This is a genomic window from uncultured Draconibacterium sp. (assembly GCF_913060805.1).
Taxonomy (GTDB): domain Bacteria; phylum Bacteroidota; class Bacteroidia; order Bacteroidales; family Prolixibacteraceae; genus Draconibacterium.
Window position 1 is genome coordinate 20,852 of sequence record NZ_CAJXTC010000023.1, and the last position, 21,030, is coordinate 41,881.

At 42.8% G+C, this 21,030-nt stretch carries 18 protein-coding genes; 10 read left to right on the plus strand and 8 right to left on the minus strand.

Annotated elements, in window-relative coordinates:
* Positions 1-74: 74 nt before the first annotated feature.
* The 4 genes from QZ576_RS14390 (at position 75) to QZ576_RS14405 (ending at position 3,443) form a co-directional block, all read left to right on the plus strand.
* Positions 75-1,055 (plus strand): M23 family metallopeptidase, encoded by a 981-nt coding sequence (locus QZ576_RS14390; protein WP_297098376.1) that lies wholly within the window; start codon positions 75-77, stop codon positions 1,053-1,055.
* A 148-nt stretch (positions 1,056-1,203) separates the two neighbouring features.
* Positions 1,204-1,554, plus strand: a complete 351-nt coding sequence (locus QZ576_RS14395; protein ID WP_297098377.1) for a MerR family transcriptional regulator — start codon at positions 1,204-1,206, stop codon at positions 1,552-1,554.
* Positions 1,544-2,638, plus strand: a complete 1,095-nt coding sequence (locus tag QZ576_RS14400) for a Nif3-like dinuclear metal center hexameric protein (protein ID WP_297098378.1) — start codon at positions 1,544-1,546, stop codon at positions 2,636-2,638. The genes QZ576_RS14395 and QZ576_RS14400 overlap by 11 nt, the downstream gene beginning before the upstream one ends.
* A 28-nt stretch (positions 2,639-2,666) precedes the next feature.
* Positions 2,667-3,443: a C4-type zinc ribbon domain-containing protein gene (locus QZ576_RS14405; protein WP_297098379.1), complete on the plus strand. Its 777-nt coding sequence runs from the start codon at positions 2,667-2,669 to the stop codon at positions 3,441-3,443.
* Between the two features lie 436 nt (positions 3,444-3,879).
* Here QZ576_RS14405 and QZ576_RS14410 read toward each other — a convergent pair whose 3' ends face one another.
* The 3 genes from QZ576_RS14410 to QZ576_RS14420 form a co-directional block, all read right to left on the minus strand.
* A complete protein-coding gene (locus tag QZ576_RS14410) occupies positions 3,880-4,671 on the minus strand; it encodes a YgcG family protein (protein WP_297098380.1) in 792 nt (263 codons plus the stop codon).
* A gap of 90 nt (positions 4,672-4,761) precedes the next feature.
* Positions 4,762-5,199 carry a TPM domain-containing protein gene (locus QZ576_RS14415; RefSeq protein WP_297098381.1) on the minus strand — a complete coding sequence of 146 codons (438 nt, stop codon included), beginning with the start codon at positions 5,197-5,199 and terminating at the stop codon, positions 4,762-4,764.
* Positions 5,200-5,308: 109 nt separating this feature from the next.
* Positions 5,309-5,887 (minus strand): LemA family protein, encoded by a 579-nt coding sequence (locus QZ576_RS14420; RefSeq protein ID WP_297098382.1) that lies wholly within the window; start codon positions 5,885-5,887, stop codon positions 5,309-5,311.
* 329 nt (positions 5,888-6,216) lie between these two features.
* On the opposite strand from QZ576_RS14420, the gene QZ576_RS14425 reads away from it, so the two are divergent.
* From QZ576_RS14425 to QZ576_RS14445, 5 genes are all read left to right on the plus strand, one after another.
* Positions 6,217-8,223, plus strand: a complete 2,007-nt coding sequence (locus tag QZ576_RS14425; protein ID WP_297098383.1) for a urocanate hydratase — start codon at positions 6,217-6,219, stop codon at positions 8,221-8,223.
* Positions 8,224-8,388: 165 nt separating this feature from the next.
* Entirely contained in the window at positions 8,389-9,792 is a 1,404-nt protein-coding gene (locus tag QZ576_RS14430) for a sodium:solute symporter family protein (protein ID WP_297098384.1), read from the plus strand.
* The gene (locus QZ576_RS14435; protein ID WP_297098385.1) at positions 9,789-11,735 is read left to right on the plus strand and encodes an FAD-dependent oxidoreductase; all 1,947 of its coding nucleotides are present in this window, start codon (positions 9,789-9,791) and stop codon (positions 11,733-11,735) included. The genes QZ576_RS14430 and QZ576_RS14435 overlap by 4 nt, the downstream gene beginning before the upstream one ends.
* A complete protein-coding gene (locus tag QZ576_RS14440; RefSeq protein ID WP_297098386.1) occupies positions 11,725-12,018 on the plus strand; it encodes a ferredoxin family protein in 294 nt (97 codons plus the stop codon). The genes QZ576_RS14435 and QZ576_RS14440 overlap by 11 nt, the downstream gene beginning before the upstream one ends.
* Before the next feature lie 117 nt (positions 12,019-12,135).
* A complete protein-coding gene (locus QZ576_RS14445) occupies positions 12,136-12,924 on the plus strand; it encodes a DUF3667 domain-containing protein (RefSeq protein WP_297098388.1) in 789 nt (262 codons plus the stop codon).
* A gap of 55 nt (positions 12,925-12,979) precedes the next feature.
* Here the strand turns inward: QZ576_RS14445 and QZ576_RS14450 are convergent, their stop codons facing one another.
* From QZ576_RS14450 to porU, 5 genes are all read right to left on the minus strand, one after another.
* A complete protein-coding gene (locus QZ576_RS14450) occupies positions 12,980-13,312 on the minus strand; it encodes a co-chaperone YbbN (RefSeq protein WP_297098391.1) in 333 nt (110 codons plus the stop codon).
* Positions 13,313-13,387: 75 nt separating this feature from the next.
* Positions 13,388-13,750 (minus strand): CoA-binding protein, encoded by a 363-nt coding sequence (locus QZ576_RS14455; RefSeq protein ID WP_297098393.1) that lies wholly within the window; start codon positions 13,748-13,750, stop codon positions 13,388-13,390.
* Positions 13,750-14,229, minus strand: a complete 480-nt coding sequence (ispF, locus tag QZ576_RS14460) for a 2-C-methyl-D-erythritol 2,4-cyclodiphosphate synthase (RefSeq protein ID WP_297098395.1) — start codon at positions 14,227-14,229, stop codon at positions 13,750-13,752. Before ispF ends, QZ576_RS14455 begins: the two co-directional genes overlap by 1 nt.
* Complete coding sequence (gene porV, locus QZ576_RS14465) at positions 14,229-15,404, minus strand: type IX secretion system outer membrane channel protein PorV (protein ID WP_297098397.1); 1,176 nt, start codon at positions 15,402-15,404, stop codon at positions 14,229-14,231. Before porV ends, ispF begins: the two co-directional genes overlap by 1 nt.
* A gap of 174 nt (positions 15,405-15,578) precedes the next feature.
* Complete coding sequence (gene porU / locus QZ576_RS14470) at positions 15,579-19,313, minus strand: type IX secretion system sortase PorU (RefSeq protein ID WP_297098399.1); 3,735 nt, start codon at positions 19,311-19,313, stop codon at positions 15,579-15,581.
* Between the two features lie 206 nt (positions 19,314-19,519).
* Here porU and QZ576_RS14475 point away from each other — a divergent pair, with 206 nt between their 5' ends.
* Positions 19,520-20,974 carry an SUMF1/EgtB/PvdO family nonheme iron enzyme gene (locus tag QZ576_RS14475; protein ID WP_297098401.1) on the plus strand — a complete coding sequence of 485 codons (1,455 nt, stop codon included), beginning with the start codon at positions 19,520-19,522 and terminating at the stop codon, positions 20,972-20,974.
* The last annotated feature ends 56 nt before the right edge of the window (positions 20,975-21,030 follow it).

Consider the following 21,030-nt stretch of genomic DNA (forward strand, 5'->3'; position numbering starts at 1 on the left):
GTTTTATTAAATCCATGCAAAGTTATAGGATTTAATGAATAGACATTAAAAAAGAGATAAAACCGGCCTTTTATATGGCAAAAAAGAAATATAAATTTAACCCGGATACCCTCAGTTACGAGAGCGTAGGATTAAGTTGGAAAGCCAAAGCAACAAAATTACTTACCTATTTTGCTAGTAGTTTAGCATTGGCAATTCTCATTTCGCTGATTTTCGTAAACTTTTACGACACGCCACGATCAAAACGATTGATGCGTGAAAACAAGCGTTTGATTTCCCAGTACGAATTGCTTTCGAAGGATCTGGATAAAGTAGAAAATGTATTGTCGGAACTGCAGCAGCGCGACGATAATATTTATCGTGTAATTTTTGAAGCCGAGCCAATTCCTTCGACAGTTAGGAATGCAGGTTTTGGTGGTGCGAATAAATATTCGGAGTTGGAAGATATGGACAATGCCGAATTGGTAATTGCAACAGCGCATAAGCTGGATGTAATTTCGAAACAGGCGTATATTCAGTCGAAATCGTACGACGAAGTATTAGAACTGGCGCTGAACAAAGAAAAAATGCTGGCTTCGTTGCCGGCAATTATGCCTATTACCAACACCGATCTGAAACGAACTTCGAGTGGTTGGGGATACCGTGTACACCCGATTTACAAAGTGCGAAAAATGCACTGGGGACAAGACTTTACAGCTCCTGTAGGAACTCCTATTTATGCCACCGGCGACGGTAAAGTTACCGACGTATCAGGTTCGAAAAGAAGTAAAGTGGGACTCGGCTTGCACATTAAACTCGATCACGGATTTGGTTACGAAACTGTTTATGGCCACATGAACGAATTTAATGTAAAACGCGGCCAGCAGGTAAAACGTGGAGACATTATCGGTTATGTTGGAAACACCGGAGGCTCAACTGCACCGCACCTGCACTACGAAGTGCACAAAGACGGGCGCAAAGTGAATCCGGCCTACTACATGTTTAAAGATCTTACTCCACAGGAATACGACAAAATGATTGCAATTTCGTCGAATATCGGCCAATCATTGGATTAACGATTTCGCGATTTCTAAAAATATTGAGGCTTCCATCGGTTTATTCCGGTGGAAGTTTTTATTTGGCAAAACGTCTGCACATCAAAAAATCAATCACTCTTTTGTAACAGCTTCAAATTCTTTTATCTTGCATCTAAATTATTAGCGCGTGCCATACAAAAAGCCCAAAATAGAAAAGATGCTGTATTCCATTGGCGAAGTTGCCGATATGTTTGGCGTAAACGTGTCGCATATTCGTTATTGGGAAAACCAGTTTGAGGCGCTAAAACCGGTGAAAAACAAAAAGGGCAACCGGCAATTTACGCCAAAGGATTTGGATACGATCCGGATGATAAACCATTTGGTAAAAGAACGCGGACTAACCATTGACGGCGCCCGGAAGAAACTGAAAGAAAATCCGGAAGACACATTAAACAATTTCGAGGTGGTTAAACGTTTACAAGATATTAAACAAGAACTAATCGCGATAAAACACGGACTTGGGGAAAATGAAAATTAAAGATATTACCAATTTTTTAGAAGATCTTGCACCGTTAAAATTGCAGGAATCGTACGACAATGCCGGGCTAATTCTTGGCGATAAAAATGCTAAGGTTTCGGCAGCTTTGATTACGCTCGATGTTACCGAAGCCATTGTTGATGAAGCCATAAAAAGAAAAGCCGGATTAATAATTGCCCATCACCCCATCCTTTTTTCGGGATTGAAAAAAATTACGGGCAAAAATTACGTAGAGCGCACACTGATAAAAGCCATAAAACACGATGTGGCTATTTATGCAGCACACACCAATCTCGACAGTGTTACAGGCGGAGTAAATGGAAAAATCTGCGAAAAGCTCGGATTGGAGAACTGCAAAATTCTTCAACCTGCCGGCGGGATGCTGAAAAAGCTGGTAACTTATGTTCCGGTCGATCAGGCCAACCAGGTTCGCGAAGCTGTTTTTGCTGCCGGTGCCGGGCAAATCGGGAATTACGACTCGTGCAGTTTTAATGCCCACGGGCAAGGTACATTCCGTGGAAGTGACACCACCAACCCTTTTGTGGGAAAAAAAGGCGAGCAACATTACGAAAACGAGATCCGTATTGAAACCATTTTCCCCGATTATCTTCAGGGAAAAGTTATAAATGCCCTCGTTCAGGCTCATCCGTACGAAGAAGTTGCCTACGATATATATTTGCTCGATAATAAATTTGATCAGATTGGAGCTGGAATGATCGGTTCGTTACCCAAAGAAAAAAACGAAACAACTTTTCTTCGCCAGTTAAAGAAAACGTTTAATGTAAAAATGATCAGGCACACCGCTTTACAAGATAAAAAAGTGAAGAAAATTGCGGTTTGCGGAGGATCGGGTTCGTTCCTTTTAAACCAGGCAATTGCAGCCGGAGCCGACGTTTTTGTGACCGGCGATTTTAAATATCATCAATTTTTTGATGCCGAAAATAAAATAGTTATCGCCGATATCGGACATTTTGAGAGTGAACAGTTCACTAAAGAACTTTTTTATGAGATACTTACAAAAAAATTCCCTAAATTTGCAGTCCATTTATCAGAGGTGAATACCAACCCGGTTTTTTACTTCTGATTTTTATGTATAAAAAAATATTACGAGCATGAATGCACCATATTCAAGGCAAGAAGACAAAGACATTTCAGTAGAAGAGAAATTACGCGCATTGCATGAGTTGCAGAGTGTTGTATCTGAAGTTGATAAAATAAAAACCCTAAGGGGTGAGCTTCCTTTAGAAGTTCAAGACTTGGAAGACGAAATTGCCGGTTTGAAAACCAGGTTGGTAAACCTTGATGACGAGGTTAAAAATCTGGATACTTCAATCAACAACAAAAAAATTGCGATTAAAGATTCGCAAGCGTTGATTGTAAAATATACCGAGCAGCAAAACAACGTTCGTAACAACCGCGAATTCGACTCGCTTTCGAAAGAAATTGAGTTCCAAAACCTGGAAATCGAACTCTCGGAAAAACGAATTAAAGAGTTCACTGCAGAAATGGCTCAGAAAAAAGAAACCATTACTGCATCGAAAGAACAGTTGAAAGAGCGTGAAGAAGATCTTGACAGAAAGAAAAACGAACTTTCGGAAATTACTGAAGAAACCAAGATCGAAGAAGAAAAGCTGAGAGCTAAATCAGAAAAGATCGAGTCGTTTATCGAACCTCGTCTGTTGGGAGCTTTTAAGCGTATTCGCAAAAATGCACGCAACGGTTTGGCCGTAGTTACTATTCAGCGTGATGCTTGCGGTGGTTGTTTTAACAAAATCCCACCTCAGCGCCAGTTGGATATTGCCAGCCGCAAAAAAATTATTGTTTGCGAATATTGCGGTCGTATTTTGGTTGACCAGAATATTAACGTAGTTGAAGATATTGCTGAATAAGCATTAAGATATTGATCAAACAAAAGCCGGTTCAAAAAATTTTGAACCGGCTTTTTTGTTGACGGATGTTTTAAAAGGTAATACTTAAAAATTTCGTGCATAAAAAAATCCCGGCGTCCACTCCGGGATTTTTTCTTCATTGCATCTATGCTTCTTTTGATTGACTCTGTTGTAAAGAGTTTGTACTGGGTTTGTACACTGCAAATATAGATTCCCAGTAGCAAATAAAACCTTATTTTTTGCCTAATCGGGCTAGACAAAAGCAGTATTTATCGATGTTAGTTTTCGACATTGGCGACACAATCGTGCTTAAAACCAAGGTTATAAAACCTTAGCGTCGATCACCAAAATCCTTAAAAAGAAAAAAGCCGCTCCTCCAGAAACGACTTCCTCAAATTTGAACATTGTTTTTATGTAACGAATAATGAACTTCTTTTTACCAGCTTCCACCGGCGCCTCCACCGCCAAAGCTTCCGCCACCAAATCCACCGAAGCCTCCGCCACCGAAACTTCCGCTTCCCGACGAAAAGTTTCCGAACGAGCCTGATGAACGATGACTTCCCGACATCATTCCCATAGCCATCCAGAATGGCAAACTTCTGCCCGGTGAGTAAAAACGGCCACGTCGGCGTCTTCCGAATAAGGTTATAATTAAAACAAAAAAGATAATACCAAAAGGAATTCCGGCACTGCCGCCGGCGTTAACCTTTTCCTGGTAATTCGCCGCGGTATATTCGCCGCGGGTGATATCCATAATTACGTTTAAGCCTGCCGCCAGACCGCCGTAATAATCGTTTTGCTTAAAGCGCGGAATCATCTCCTCGTTAACGATTGTAGTATTTACAATGGCATCGGGTAAAACACCTTCCAGTCCGTAACCCGTGGCAATAAACACTTGCCCGCGACTGTTACCAACTTTTGGTTTTACCAAAACCACCAAACCATTATCGTTGCCCTTTTGGCCAACTCCCCAGTTTTCGCCCAGTCGCTGTGCATAGTCAGCACGGTCGTATCCTTCAAGATCAGGAACCGTTACCACCACAATTTGTGTTGATGTTTTTCGTGCAAACTGCACCAGGGCACTCTCCATATTTTGCTTTTCGCCATCGCTTAAAATATTGGCGAGATCGTTTACCAAACGTGCCGGTTGAGGACGTTCGGGGATTTGTGCCAAAACGCTTGTGGCGGTTACGATCAGTGCAAATAGTACTATTATTGTTCGTTTCATATTTTTTTTATTTAACCCCTCTGCCATCCACCCGCTTTCCTTACGCGGGCATCTCCCCTTATAAGGGGAGAACAAGCGGAACAGTGATTTTTATTTTCCAAACGAAATTTCGTCCGATAATTCATTCACATCATCACTCTGGTATGGGAAATGCGTTTTTAACTGTTCGCCGGCCATTATAATTCCATCGGCCAAAGCTTCGGCGTACTTACTCTCTTTTAATTTGGCAATCACCACTTCTTTGGTACTTTCCCAGAAATCGTCAGCCACCTTTTGGTTAATTCCTCCATCGCCCAAAATGGCAAACTTTTTATCCTCAACTGCCAGGTAAAAAAGCACACCGTTGCGCAATTCCGTTTTGTGCATTTCCAGTTTCTCGAAAATATACGCTGCACGATCTAACACATCGCCGGCGCAATGTTTTTCAATGTGCACCCGAATCTCTCCCGAGGTATTAGTTTCGGCCACACGAATGGCGTTGGTAATTTGCAGTTTCCCTGCTTCGCTAAAATATTTTTGAACTCCCATAATCTCCTTTAATTTGTTATTACTGCAATCCATTTGGATGCTTCTCCCCTTCATTTTCAGATGCTGAATCCGTCAGTTGACGGACAGCATCACCTCCTTCGCAAAACGATTAAAACTGTACTTCAGGAGCTTGTTCTGCACCTTGTTGAGCTTCGAAATATGTTTTCTTTTCGAAACCAAACCAACCGGCATAAATTACCCGCGGAAATTTTCGGATATAGGCATTGTACGATTGTGTGGTCTGATTGAATTTACGTCGTTCCACAGCAATTCGGTTTTCAGTACCTTCAAGCTGCGCCTGCAATTCCATAAAATTCTGGTTGGCTTTTAAATCGGGATAACGTTCAACAACCACCATCAATTTACTTAACGCTGAAGAAAGTCCTTCCTGGGCCTGGTTAAATTGCTGAATAGTCTGAGGATTCAGGTTTGCAGGATCGATATTTACCGAAGTAGCTTTCGAGCGCGCTTCAATAACGCCGGTTAGCGTTTCCTGCTCGTGCTCGGCATAACCTTTTACGGTATTCACCAGATTTGGAATCAAATCAGCACGACGCTGATAAACGTTTTCAACTTGTGCCCATGATGCAGTTACCTGCTCATCCATTTCCACCATTTTGTTGTAACCACAACTCGAAAATAAAACTACACTTACTAATGCTATTAATACAATTCTTAATCTTTTCATCTTCTATTTATTTAACTATTTCTTGTTTCGTTTTCTTCAATAACACCGTCCTTTAGGGCGGTGATTTCAAATATCGTAACACTAACCGTTTTTTGAGAAATTTTGTAAGATATTAGTTTACAAAATTTCTCAAAAACCTTCGATATCTCACTTTCTAAGTCGCCGCCCTAAAGGACGGCGTTATTTATATTTTTTGTGCACTATATACAAAACTTTACTTCTATTCTTACAAATATTTTTAAAAGGTGTGAAATATCAGAAGTAAATTCGGGGAAAGGCGATAATTTGCCGCTGTATTTCGAAATATTTAAGATTAAAGCAGAGGAACCATGAATTTAGCAGCATTCAAAACAGCCCTATTACAAGGTATTCCGGAAGAACTTCCATTGCCGAAACCATACGAAACCAACATTAACCACGCCCCCAAAAGAAAGGACATATTATCGGCGAAAGAAAAAAAACTGGCTTTAAAAAATGCCTTACGCTATTTCCCTGCTAAATTTCATGAAGTACTCGCTCCTGAATTTTTAAACGAACTGGAAACTTTTGGGCGTATTTATATGTACCGTTTCCGTCCGGATTACAAAATGTATGCGCGCCCTATTGATGAATACCCTGCAAAATCGAAACAGGCAGCATCTATTATGCTGATGATACAGAACAACCTGGATTACGCTGTGGCACAACACCCGCACGAACTGATCACATACGGCGGAAATGGCGCGGTTTTTCAAAACTGGGCACAATACCTGCTTACTATGAAATACCTGGCCGAAATGACCGACGAACAAACGCTCGTGATGTATTCCGGGCACCCGATGGGCTTATTCCCTTCGCATAAAAATGCACCGCGCGTGGTAGTTACCAACGGTATGGTAATTCCGAATTATTCGGGCCGCGACGATTACGAACGCATGAACGCATTGGGCGTTTCGCAATACGGACAAATGACTGCCGGATCGTACATGTACATTGGCCCACAGGGAATTGTACACGGCACTACAATTACAGTTATGAATGCTGCCCGCCTGCACTCGCCCGGCGATTTTGGAGGAAAGATATTTGTTACAAGTGGCCTCGGTGGAATGTCGGGAGCTCAACCAAAAGCAACGGTAATTGCCGGAATGGTTTGTATTGTTGCCGAAGTAAATCCTAAAGCCGTGGAAGTTCGCCACAATCAGGGTTGGGTGGATGAAGTTTATACTGACCTCGATGAATTGATGACCCGCGCATTAAAAGCCCGCGAAAACAAAGAAGCTGTTTCGCTGGCCTATCAGGGTAACATTGTTGATTTGTGGGAAAAACTGGCTGAGGAAAATATTCCGGTTGAACTTGGATCAGATCAAACATCATTGCACAATCCGTTTGCGGGAGGTTACTACCCGGCCGGATTGAGTTTTGAGGAGTCGAATAAAATGATGGCCGAAAATCCGGAACAGTTTAAGGAAGACGTATATAAAACATTACGCCGACATGTAGCGGCAGTAAATAAAATGACTCAAAACGGCATGTATTTCTGGGATTATGGAAATGCCTTTTTGCTGGAAGCGAGCAGAGCCGGTGCCGACATAACCAAAGCTGACGGTGAATTTAAATATCCTTCGTACGTTCAGGATATTATGGGACCGTTGTTTTTCGATTATGGTTTTGGTCCTTTCCGTTGGGTGTGTACCTCGGGAAAAGCCGAAGATTTGGAAACTACTGATAAAATTGCTGCCGATGTATTGTCTGAAATAGCCGCTTCTGCTCCGGAAGAAATTACCGGTCAGATGGAAGACAATATCCACTGGATAAAAGAAGCCGGAAAAAACAAACTGGTGGTAGGTTCACAGGCGCGTATTTTATATGCCGACTGCACCGGTCGCACAAAAATTGCCAAAGCATTTAACGACGCCATTGCCGACGGAAGAATCTCGGCTCCTATTGTTTTAGGCCGCGATCATCACGACGTTTCAGGAACTGACTCGCCTTACCGCGAGACTTCAAATATTTACGATGGCTCATCGTTTACAGCCGATATGGCCGTGCAGAATTTTGTCGGCGACGGTTTCCGTGGCGCCACCTGGATTTCCTTGCATAACGGTGGCGGCGTTGGTTGGGGCGAAGTAATTAACGGTGGTTTTGGAATGACCATCGACGGATCGCCCGAAGCCGAAGAACGCCTGAAAATGATGTTGCACTGGGATGTAAACAACGGTATTTCGCGCCGAAGCTGGGCACGCAACAAACCGGCACGTTTTGCCATCGAGCAGGCTATGAAAGAAAATCCGGAGCTTAAAGTTACGTTGCCAAATGAGGCGGATGACAATTTCCTGGAAACATTATTTAAACCATAAAAAGGCTGTATGAAGCCTGGCCATAAAAAATGAGAGCACGTCCTTTTTCGTAATGTCATTATTATGCATAATCTGTCTAAATTTGATCTTTATGACTTTCTAGAGGGTAATTGGTAAGATATTTTTCAGACATTTATCGACCAAAAATTCTAAAAGTCAATCAACATGAGCGACAAAACCACCGTTTTACTGGTTTGTTTTGCCTATTTTTCCATCATCATTATTGCAGGTATCATCATGATGTCGCGCAATAAAAAGGCCTCCGATTTTCTGGTGGCCGGACGCAAACTGAGCCTTCCATTAACCATCGGAACACTTACAGCTGTACAAATTGGAGCGGGCATAATTCTTGGCGGTTCTGAAACCGGAAACCAAATGGGCATATGGCCGGGCATGTGGTACGCGCTTGGTTGTGGTGGCGGTTTGATTGTAGCCGGTTTACTGGTTGCTGCCAAACTCAAAAAGAAAGACAGTTTTGTTCCGCTCGATTTTTACGAAGCCCGTTACGGCAAAAACAAATGGGTGCGTATTTGGGCGTGGATGAGCAATGTGCCAAGTTTACTGGGTATTTTTATTGCACAACTTCTGGCCTGCGGAAGCCTCCTCTCGGGATTTGGAATTCCGTTTTACCAGGGAGTAATTATTTGCGCTGCCATCATTTTAATTTATAGTACACTTAGTGGAATGTGGGGAGTTGTTCTCACCGATGCAATTCAGTCGTCAGTAATTCTAATCGGAATTCCGGTAGTTGCCATTGCGTCACTTTTGCTCCTTAATAAACAGGGCATCAGTATGGCCGAAGTTTACCATCAACCGTTTATTCCAAAAGGCACTTTCACCAAATTCATTTACCTGGTGGTTCCGTTCCTGATTGCCATTTCGGTTTCTTACGATGCTTACCTGCGTTTTCAATCGGCAAAAGATGCAAAAACCGCCAGAAATGGTGCAGTCATTGCCGGAGTTCTCGTCATTTTTATCGGCATATTGAGTTCAACAGTTGGCGTGGCCAGTCATCTTCTTTTTCCGGAAATTAAAGAAGGAGTTTTTTCGCACATGGTAATTACATCGTTACCTCCTGTTTTAGCCGGAATAACCATTGCCGCAGTTTTGGGAGCTGCCATGTCGAGTGGTGCAGGATTATTGATGGCACTGGGAGCAACCTTTTCGCGAGATTTACTGAACTGTTTCTTTTATCGCGAATATCAACTTGACGAGATGCCACATTCGAAACTGATCTCAAGATTGGCAGTAGGTTTGTCTGTTATTGCAGGCGTTTTATTGTCATTTAAAGTAAGTAACATACTCGACGCAATTATAATTTTCAACTATCCTTACATGGGTAGTCTGCTCATTCCCCTGCTGGCGGGCGTTCTGTGGAAAGGAGCCACAAAAAGAGGTGCCGTTGCCGCAATTTTTACCGGCGGAATTATCGGAGTTGGCGCATTTCTTTCGGGAGTCTATCCCCCATTCAGTAAAATTATCAGTTCCGAACTGGGGCTATTTATCGCCTATTCGGTTTCGCTGGGCGTATTGATTATTGTTAGTAAACTTGAAACAAAAAAATTATGAACGAAAATAGCTGGCCTTACCCGTTGGAATACGATAAGGAAGAAACCATCTCTTGCGAGGTTTTGGTTTTGGGAGGAGGAATTGCCGGATGCATGGCGGCCATAGCTGCAGCCCGCGACGGCAAAGAAGTGGTTTTGGTTGAAAAAGGAGCCACCAAAATGAGTGGTGCCGGAGGTTCAGGCTGCGACCATTGGGAATCGGCTGCTACCAATCCATGTTCGAAAGTTACGCCCGAAGAACTGACCCAGTCCATGATGGATGACAACGACGGTTACAACAACGGCATTTCGCATTATATCGAATGCCGCGAAGGCTGGGATTGCATGCTCGACATTGAAAAGATGGGCGGTAAAATACGCGACACCGGCGATGAATTTAAAGGTGCTGAATTTCGCGACGACGACTCGAAACTGATGTTTGCCTACGACTACGAAAACCGATTTACGCTGCGTATCTGGGGAAGCACTTTCAAACCGGCCATGTACAAAGAATTGAAACGTTTAGGTGTAAAAATATACGATCGCATAATGGTCACTTCCTTGCTGACCGCAAAAAACGGCGACGAGATTCAGTGCATCGGTGCTACCGGGATGCACACCCGCACCGGGAAATTTTTCGTTTTTAAAAGCAAGTCGAGCATTATGTGCATGTCGCGACCTGCAAGGATTTGGCTGTTTTCTGCAGAACTTCCCGGCCTGGCAGAATTCCGTCCAACACAGTGTATTGGCGACGGTCATGCCATGGGTTGGCGCGCCGGAGCCGAATTTACCATGATGGAAAAATCGGTGGGTGCCGAATTCTCCGCTGCCGGAAGAAGTTATCCGCCTTACGGAGCCGGCAACAACCACAACACCTGGTATGCGGCATCGATGATCGATGCTACTGGAAAAGAAATTCCTTATGCCGACCGCGACGGGAATATTCTGAAGACTGTTTCGGAACGATTTAAACCCGCTAAAGGACAAAAATATTTTATGAAGGGCGGCAACATCGACGATGCCAACTACGAAATCGACGGCCCGGAAACCTTGTCGCTGGATAAATTTGAACATGGAACTTATAAAATACCTCTCTATGCTGATCTTTCCACTTTGCCAGAAGCTGAGCGAAAAGTGATCTGGGGAATGATGATCGGTGAAGAAGGGAAAACCAAAGTACCGATTTACCAGAATTACACCCGCGCCGGTTTTGATCCGGAAAAACATGTGTTGCAATGTTATGGCACCGGCTGGCGATCGGGGCAGTTTCTGCCACAGGAAAGGCAACTCTTCGGTTTGCCGGGTGGTTTTATGAACGACTGGCAATTACAATCGAACATCAAAGGATTGTTTGTGGCCGGCGACGCATTGTACGCATCAAATTGCTACGGACACGCCGCTGCAACCGGATACTACGCCGGTCGTCATGCAGCAAAATATGCAGCCGATGCAGAAATGAAGGAACCGTCAATCTCACAAATCGAAAACGAGAAAAAACGGATTTTTGCTCCGCTAAAAAATAATCCGGCAAAAAGTATTGGCTGGAAAGAGCTGAACATGGGAATTGCCAAAACCATGCAAAACTATTGTGGCGATGTAAAACACGACGAGTTGCTCGACATCGGCCTCACGGTTCTGAAAGAGTACGAAGAAGACATTCTTTCGCAAACCTTCGCCTACAATCCGCACGAACTAACACGACTGCTTGAGGTTTTCGATATTCTTACGAATGCACAAATTATCCTTCTTGCCAGCAAGGCCCGTAAAAACAATTCCAAATCGCTTTGTTTTACGAAAGCCGGAAGTGCTGATGAAAAGACCTCAGAGAAAAAACTGATCATTCTGAAAAATGAAGAGGGCGAGATCAAACAACGCGAATTGCCTGTCGATTTCTTTGGAGATCTGCAGGAAAACTATGAAAAGCACAACACTGATTACCTAAAAACAAACAGCCATGTCGAATAAATTACGAGCCTTAAAAGCTGAAATGCCGGCAGCCAATCCGATCATTATCGATGACGAAAAATGTATTGCCTGCAATAAATGTGTAGAAATATGCCAGGTCGATCTGTTTGTTCCCGGCGCTGAAAAAGGAGAATCACCATTGGTTTTATACCCCGGCGAATGCTGGTATTGCGGAAACTGCGTGGTTGTTTGTCCGGTTGAAGGAGCCATTACGCTGCGACACCCGCTGATGAACCAGGCCCGCTGGGTTGCAAAAAGCGATTTATTGAAGAAGAACAAATAAGCTCAGTTTCGATAATCAAAGGATCTAAAGATTACATCGAATATTTATAACTCATTGTAATGTTTACTTTTAAGCATTTTCCTAAATTAGAGGAACATTTAATAGTAAAAGTTATAAATGTCTGATCTGCCAAAACTCATACAATGTCCAAACTGTAGTTCTGCTGCAATTGATAATTACTGCAGCAATTGCGGGCAAAAAATCTATCAAAAACATTTTACGTTAAAAGGCTTTTTAGCAGTGGTTGGCAATGCGCTCAACATGGAGCGTGGATTTATTTACACGCTGGTTTGGCTATTCCGAAACCCGGGAAAAGTTGTCGACGACTACTTGCGGGGAAAAACAAAACCATATATTAATCCTCTGAATTATATCCTTGTTATTTGCGGAGCTTATGCGTTTTTAATGCTTTCATTAAACATCTACGATACGGGAGTTGAAACGACAAGCCACTTTATTGGCACTGATCAACAGACATCCAGTCCTGAAGCAATGGAATTTCAAGAAAAATTGACGGGAATCATCAAAGGCTATATGAATCTTTTACCCGTTTTAATGCTCCCATTTGCCAGTTTAATTTCTAAATGGTGCTTCAGAAGAAAGAAGCTGTATTATGGCGAACATTTGATTTTGAATACCTACATTTTTGCACAGAGCATTCTGATTACGGTAATTTTAGCCCCTTTTATTTTTATTATTCCCGCGCTGCTTCCCAGTTTTACGTCGGTAAGTTTTTGTATTACACTCTTTTATTTCACCTACGCTTTTCACTCTTATTTTAAGCGCTCAATTTTTAGTGCCGTAGCTGGAACGCTTGCGGTTTATATCGGCGGAATTATCTCTTTCGTCCTATTGGTTTCGATAATCCTTACGATTATAGTCCTGATCACCAAATGGCCTTTGTGAGAGGCCTTTAAAGTTTCAAGCCAATTCAACAGAACATTTATTCGTCAAGCGAAAACTAATCAAACAACATAGAATAATACCGCTCAATCTCGTGCTCCAATTCTTCTACGCCAAAAGCACGGCTTTTACGAATGGTTTCGCGGCCATCGAAAAATACCACAACAGTGGGTGCTGTAAATACACTGTTTTGTGCAGCCACATCGGGCAACACATCCGATTTAACGTAAACCAATTGCATTTTAGGAAATTTGGCTGTCGCCATTTCATCCACCTTAGGCTTTAACACTTTACAAACCGAACATGCATCGGTAGAAAAATAGGCCAGCATTGCTGCCTGTTCTTCTTTTAGTATTAAAAATTCGTCGAGTGATTTTATTTCTTTGAACATGATCAAAATATGTATTTTACAATTATCATAGTTCGACTCCGCTCACTATGACTTCAGGCTGGGCGCAGTCGTAACCTAGTAATTTCCGATACTTAACAATACCAAAGTACAAGCTTCTTCAGCCTGAATACCATTGGCCTCCAGTTTTTCGGCAAATTCCGGATTTTCGGTACCCGGATTAAAAATAACACGTTGTGGTTTCATGCCGATAATATCCTCATAATACTCAGGCTGATGTTGTGGCCCCACATAAAGTGTTACGGTATGAATATCGTCGTTTCCCGGGAAATCTGTTTCAATGGCAACATCGTCAACCAAACCTTTACGTTTGGCCAGTGCTACCACTTCGTGTTCATTTCGTCGAAGTGCAAGAATTGCTTTGTTGGAGTATCGGGCCGGGTTTTCGCTGGCACCAATAACAAGAGTGCGTTTGCTCATTACACGTGTTTTAAAAGTACCACCGCATTTACCGACATACCTTCTTCGCGGCCTTCGAAACCAAGCGTTTCGGTAGTTGTTGCCTTTACCGAAACACGATCGACATCAATTTCCAAAACATCGGCCATACATTGTTCCATTGCAGGAATATGTGGTTTTAATTTTGGCTGTTGCGCCTGCACGGTTGAGTCGATATTTACAATTTCGTAGCCTTTTTCTTTTACCAGCTCGTACGACTTTTTCAGCAAAATTTTACTGTCGATATTTTTGAATTCGGCAGCCGTATCCGGAAAATGTGTACCAATGTCGCGCAGTTTCAGTGCGCCCAGCATGGCATCGCAAATGGCATGTATCAGCACATCGCCATCAGAATGTGCCACGGTTCCCTTACTGTGGGGAATAAGAACACCGCCTAACCACAAGGTTTCTCCTTCGGCTAAGCGGTGTACATCATATCCTTGTCCAATTCTGAAATCCATCAGCGTTGGTTACTAAATGCGTCAATATCAAACGCCAGCGAGAAACGCAGCGTATTTTCAAGTGGGTGGTTACGTTGTGTTGGCAACAGGTATGAGAAGTCGAGTGCAAATACATTCATTTTTAAACCGGCACCTGCAGTAATAAACTGGCGGTTACCTTTGTTTTCGTTCTCGTAGAAATAACCGGCGCGCAAAGCAAACTGCTTGTTGTACCAGTACTCAACACCTACTGACCAGGTAATCTCCTGCATCTCTTCTTTAAATCCGCCCGGCGCATCGCCAAACGATTTAAAAATACCTTCGATAACACCAATGTTCGAGTTAATACCACCCGACCAAATTACATCGCCATCGCCGTAACCGGTTGAATCGGCAGGAGGTGTTGGCACCAACAGTTTGTTCGCCTCAGCGGCAAAACTGAATGAGTTGTAATCATCGAGTTCCATGGTGTACGAAGCACCTAATTTCAAAGTAGTTGGTATGAAGTCTTTTACATCGCCATCGGTATACGAAATTTTCGAACCAATATTCTGAATATTAATACCGGCTGCGAAGATATTGTCTTGTCTTCCTGCTCTGAATTCGTTGTAATAATAGAAAGCCACATCCGCAGCAAACGAAGTACCGGCATTGGTTTCAACACCGTTTACCAGCTGTCCACCAGTAAGGTCGGAACGAATGTAACGTACGGCAACTGCTCCTGAGAACTGTTCACTTAACAGACGAGAGTATCCAAAATCGATGGCAAATTCGTTCGGGCTTTGTTGCCCCATAAACTCACCCTGATCGGAAGTAAAAACGATATCGCCCAATGCAAAATAGCGCAACGAAGCACTAAGTGCCTGCACATCGTCTAATTTTTTGTATCCCGACAGGTAAGCCAGGTTAATATCGTCAACCAGGTTACGCAACCATGGCGAGTACGATAAACCAACTCCCATCTCACTCTCCATAAAAACATATTTTGCAGGGTTCCAGTGCTGCGAGTTCACATCGGCTGTGGTACCTACACCGGCATCACCCATACCTCCTGCGCGCGAATCGGGCGTAATTGCCAAAAACGGAACAGCAGTTGTAATTGTATTGGCACCCGACAAGGTTCCCTGTGCCATTACATTCTCAGTTATCATGGCTGCAAGAGCCACCACAAATAAAATTCGTATTAATTTGATCATACTATCTAAAAATTGAGCCTGCAAAGATATAACATTTGTCTTTGCAACAATAGGTTAAATCTGTACCCTGAATATTTTTTTCATTCCGAGTGTTTCTTTTTCTTCCGTGTAGCCCGTAGGCATACAAGAATGAAAACGCAGCTTTTTCTGAAAAATTTTACAGAATGGGAAAAATTATTGGGCCACCAACAATTTCCCTGATTTAGAAGCAATTACTCCATTATTATTTTTAAGGAAAACCTGGTAAACATAAACTCCCTGAGTAAGCGGAATTTTTGATTCTGATAGATCCCAGCGCACCGGGTTACTGGTACTTCCGCTTGAGCTGATCTCGGTTTCAAACTGATCGACCAATTTGCCGTTGATATTATATATATCGAAAACTGCCGAAAAACTTTCGCCGGCCTGATTGTGCTCGATTACAAAATAGGTGTAATCCGTAATCGGATTCGGATAATTGCTTATTCCGTTGATGATAAAATCGCCGGTAACTTCAAACTCAATTTCCACTTCCGATGAGTTATTGGCCACGTCCCATGCTTTTAACGACAGCGTGTGCTTTCCAACCGAAAGATTACTTAACGGATATTGCAACGAACCGCTTGTGTAATCATCCTTTTCGGCCTGGTAATAATTATTTAGCACGTAAACTTTCGAATAATCGTTGTCGATCACCGCAGTAATATCGTGCCCGATTCCGGTTCCAACGGTGTTAATACCGTTTTCGTCCGACAAATACGCCAGTAAAGTCGGGTTCTTTCCGGTTTCGTCGCCCGATTGGAAATCTTCTGAATCAAGGAAAAGCTGAATTTCAGGTCCGTTGTTATCGGCAATGCTCGATCCTTCGCCACCAATACTAAAATTAGTGAACGCACCGTGCGCATCTTCTTCGCCATTTTGGGCATAGTACATTATTTTACCGGAGCCAATTTTATACGAAATATCTTTTGGCACAACAAAACTAAAGCTGAAATTTCCGTTGGTAACGCTTGTTGTTCCCGAGTAAATAATATTATTCTGCACCTGGAAAGTCTGCGGTCTGTTGTCGTCGCCATTTCCAAGTGTTTGCATATCCATTTCTTTGTCGTAAACCGTGTGCGTTATCTCGCCGTTAAAATCGTCGATCCTGTTATCGAAATAATCGGCCACATAACCTTCGATTGTAATTTTTTCGAGTGTACCAATTGTATCGGGGCTGCTTGTTGCATCCGCACCATTTATCGACGTGGTTACCACTTGATATTTCGGGTAAGAAAGTTTTAACGCCGGATCGGCCAGTAACGAAAAGTTTCGCTTATTGATCCCGCTAGAGACGTTGTTTTTGGCAAGACGCATTACATCTCCCATTCGGTAGTGCTCACCGTTTTCGTCTTTGGCAAAAATATAGCGGTAAAAACTTTTGCTTAGCTTAAAATTCTCTCCCGAGAAAACTACTCGTGTGGTTGAAAACAACCCGATACTTCCACCGTTTGGATTCATGAGTACCTCCTCGCCTGCCGAAGTCTCATCTGCATCAAAGCGACTGAACTCGCAGGTTGCCGTCACAAAAATAGGCAGCTGATTACGGTTCGACCACGAATTAATATCACCTTTCTCCAACACATGCTCATGCGCCAGGAAACTGTTATTGGCATGCCCGATATAATTCAATATCAGCACCCCATCTTCTACCCTTTCGTTAATTGCCGCATTTACATCGGGGTATCGCTCGCCCGCCGGCGTAACATCTTCGGCGTAAGCATCAAAATATATTTTGTCGGTAATAAATTCTCCGTAATTATTATTGAGCGTATCGGCAATTTCCTCCGACTGCCGCATGTGAACTCCGGTATCGCCATCGTCGCCGATCATACAAACTACATTTCGCCAAGCGCCCAAAGCTTCCGGTTCGTAGTAACGTTTTACTTTGTCAACCACCAACTGTGCCTGGTAAGCTGTTGATGCCGGAATTCGTCCAATCCCCAAATCAATAGAGCCATTCGATAACGTTTCTGCAGAATCGAGCATTACAAAATAGTCGTCGCTTACAAATGATCTTAACGGATCGAGAGAATTTGAAGATTGATAAGTTGGAATAAAATTCAGTCCACTGCCGTTTATGTTTCGGTTATCGTAACTACCATCGCCAAAAAGCAATACATATTTTAATGTATTCCCCCGGTCGTAAATCATTTTTATGAAGTTCCGGATTCCAGTGGCGCTTTTACTTCCCGAGCTGAATTCGTTATAAACATTATTTACATCCACCACTTCCACACTCATTCCATCCTGCGTGCGGTGAAAATCGGCCAACTCTTCGGCAGCACTCATAAAATTACTGTGTGAAATGACCAGAAATTCCGGTGTATTCATGGCGTGTAAATTTTGGTTCTCAACATCCTCAACAAATGCCGGTTCCGGAAAAGTTCCCGTAGTATTAAAAACGACGTATTCTCTCAACTCCGAGGCATCTTGTGCGAAAACCATATCCGAGCCACTCAGAACGGCATTAATTTCTTTTGCATTGTTAATATCCGAAACATCAAGAACTTTTGTTTCGCCTCCTGCATTGGCAACCTGAAACTCGACTATATTACCGTCACCCACCGATTTTGAATCGCGGAAAAACAAGGGAGCATCTCCGACTACGATATTTCTTCTGTAATTCAGCTCAATGTAATCGAGCCACGCTTCGGCACTGCTGTTCGATGCATTGTAGGTAACGCGAATTCCCTGCTCGCCTTCAGCCAGATTAACATCCATTGTTGTTGTTTCAGGGTCGGCAAAAATACCATAGGTTTCATCGGTATCAACACTTTTGAACGGTACTGTTCCTGCTTCGGTTCCTTCGGCGGCAACTCCAAAATTTGATGAGCGAAACGACCGCGCAGCGCCGCTTACCGTTACTTTTGCTTCAGTTTCATCTGCCGGATCAACAATATTAAATGTGTATGTTTTTGCCCCACCATTGGTATATCGGTCGCTATACCAGCTTTTTCCCGAACCTAATTCTAACAAATTATATCTTTCGTTTTCTATCAGATCAAAACAATCAAACGTTGAGACTGAATGAGTAGTTTCATCGGAAACATTCTCCAGCATCTCAAGCTGTTTAGGCGTTGATGTGTTTCCCACGAAAAAATACCCTTGGGCAGTATATTCATTCAAACGATGTGTAAAAACTCCCGAATCGTTTACATCCCATTCATTAACTCCCGGCGCATAAAAGAATAAACACTCTTCGCCGTTATTGGTCGCTGTCCACACGGCACATTCTTCAAGATCATCGTAATCAATCTTTCCGGGATCTTCCGATTGTATTTTTCCACCGCTTCCAAACACCCCAACTTGAGTGGGGTCTGAAAATCCCCAACCATTCAAACTCGAAAATGGTATTTTGTAAATTCCTTTTCCTGAAGTACGGATTTTCACCCAGTCTCCCGATGCCAGAACCGATTCAGATTTCCAATTTATGGCTTCTGCCGATTTTTTATAAACATCGGGAGCAGACCGCAAACCAAAACTTTTTAACCAGTAAATCTTACCATTTTCTTGCTTCAACGGAATGATCTGAAGTTCGATCTTTTTATCGTTCCCCGACTGCAAAACGGTAGTTTTTACTTCTATTTCCGAAGGAATTTCAACAGCTAATATTTTCTTAATACTGTCGCTCACTTCTTCAAAAACGGGATTCTCGATACTAAAACGAAGTATTTTTTTTGGATTGTCGAGTTCGTATAAACGGGTATAAACAGGTAAAGCCAAATGCTCCATATCGCCCAATATATCGACGTTTTCGAAGAATTCCAACACGTCTCCATCGCGGCTACCCGAATTTTCCTGCCAGTTAAGCACAATTATCTCGTTGTGCACATCGCTAACAGCAAAGCCTACCAAAACAACAAATAACAGGAGTATATATTTATTCATAAATACAGTCAATAATATATGCTTGTAAACGGCTATCGGGTTCAAATATTGCTAACTAAGCGGCAAACGAACCACGGTTTTTCGCCGAATGCTGGCAAAGATATTAACATCCTTATTAAATCAAGAATAAAATAATTGAAAAGACTGAACAATAAGAATTGAACAAATTAGTTATATTTGTGTCGATGAGAAAATTTATACAAACAATGAATTTTAAAAGATTAAAACCATTCGTTTTTATTGCCTTGGCCGCATTCGTATCCGGATGTGGATTATTCGGAAAAGGTGGTAGAGGAGAATCATCACGAACCACTGGTTGGGAATACAATGCTGAAGAGACCGGAAATATTCCGAATGTTTCGGGTTACGAGCAGGAAGCCGGACCGGGTTTAGTTTTTGTTCAGGGTGGTACGTTCACCATGGGTCGTGTAGAACAGGACGTAATGTACCGCAACGACAATTATCCTCGAAGAGTTACTGTAGCTTCATTCTACATGGACGAAACAGAAGTTTCAAACCAGGACTATCGCGAATTTACCCACTGGACCAGTCGCGTATACCCCGGCGATGTTGCGAAAATTAAAGCTATTACGCCCGACTCAACAGTTTGGCGCAAAAAACTGGCTTACAACGAACCTTACGTAAATAACTATTTCCGTCACCCGGCATATTCTGAATATCCGGTGGTTGGTGTAACATGGGAACAAGCCGAGGCTTATTGTGCATGGCGTACCGACAGGGTAAACGAGCAGATATTAGTTGACAAAGGAATTATTACGCATGATAATACTCAGGCGGGAGAAAACGTTTATACAACAGACACCTACTTAGCTGGTATATACCAGGGAACTGAAGGTGACGATCCTGTTGAAAATCCTGATGGAACAACTCGTCGCCCAAAATGGGAAGATGGAATTATGCTACCAAATTACCGCCTGCCAACTGAAGCAGAGTGGGAATATGCCGCTTACGGTTTAATTGGTAACACCGATGGTGAATTACTAACCGACCGTAAATTGTATCCATGGAACGGTGCCTACCTGCGTGACGATAAGAAAAAAGACAAAGGCCAAATGAAAGCCAACTTTGTTCGTGGACGTGGTGATATGATGGGTATGGCCGGAGCATTGAATGATAATGCAGACATTGCTGCACCTGTTTTCTCGTACGAACCTAACGATTACAATTTATATTGTATGTCGGGTAACGTTAACGAATGGGTGGCCGATGTTTATCGTCCAATGTCGCTAAACGATGTTGAAGAATTCAACCCTTTCCGTGGTAATGTTATTACCGAATATCGTCGCGACCAAAACGGACAATTAATGAGAAACCAGTATGGTGAGCTTGTTAAAGATACAATTGCCGGAATGGACTACCGTAATACTTTAGACGGTGATCCGAACTCACAGGTTGTTGAAGGTGATACATGGATTGGTAACGAAAAAGAAACCGATGGCATGTACATTCAGGATGACAGACCTGGCGCATTCTCATCATTGATTGATGATGAAGTACGTGTATACAAAGGTGGTTCATGGCAAGATCGCCCTTATTGGTTGGTACCCGGAACACGTCGTTACCTGGAGCAAACAAAAGGACAGAACGACCTTGGTTTCCGTTGTGCAATGACTAGAGTTGGAAGCCCTGAAGGTTTCTAGATCAGAAAAATATTTTCAGAAAAGCTTCGTAATCTGCGGAGCTTTTTTTATGCCAA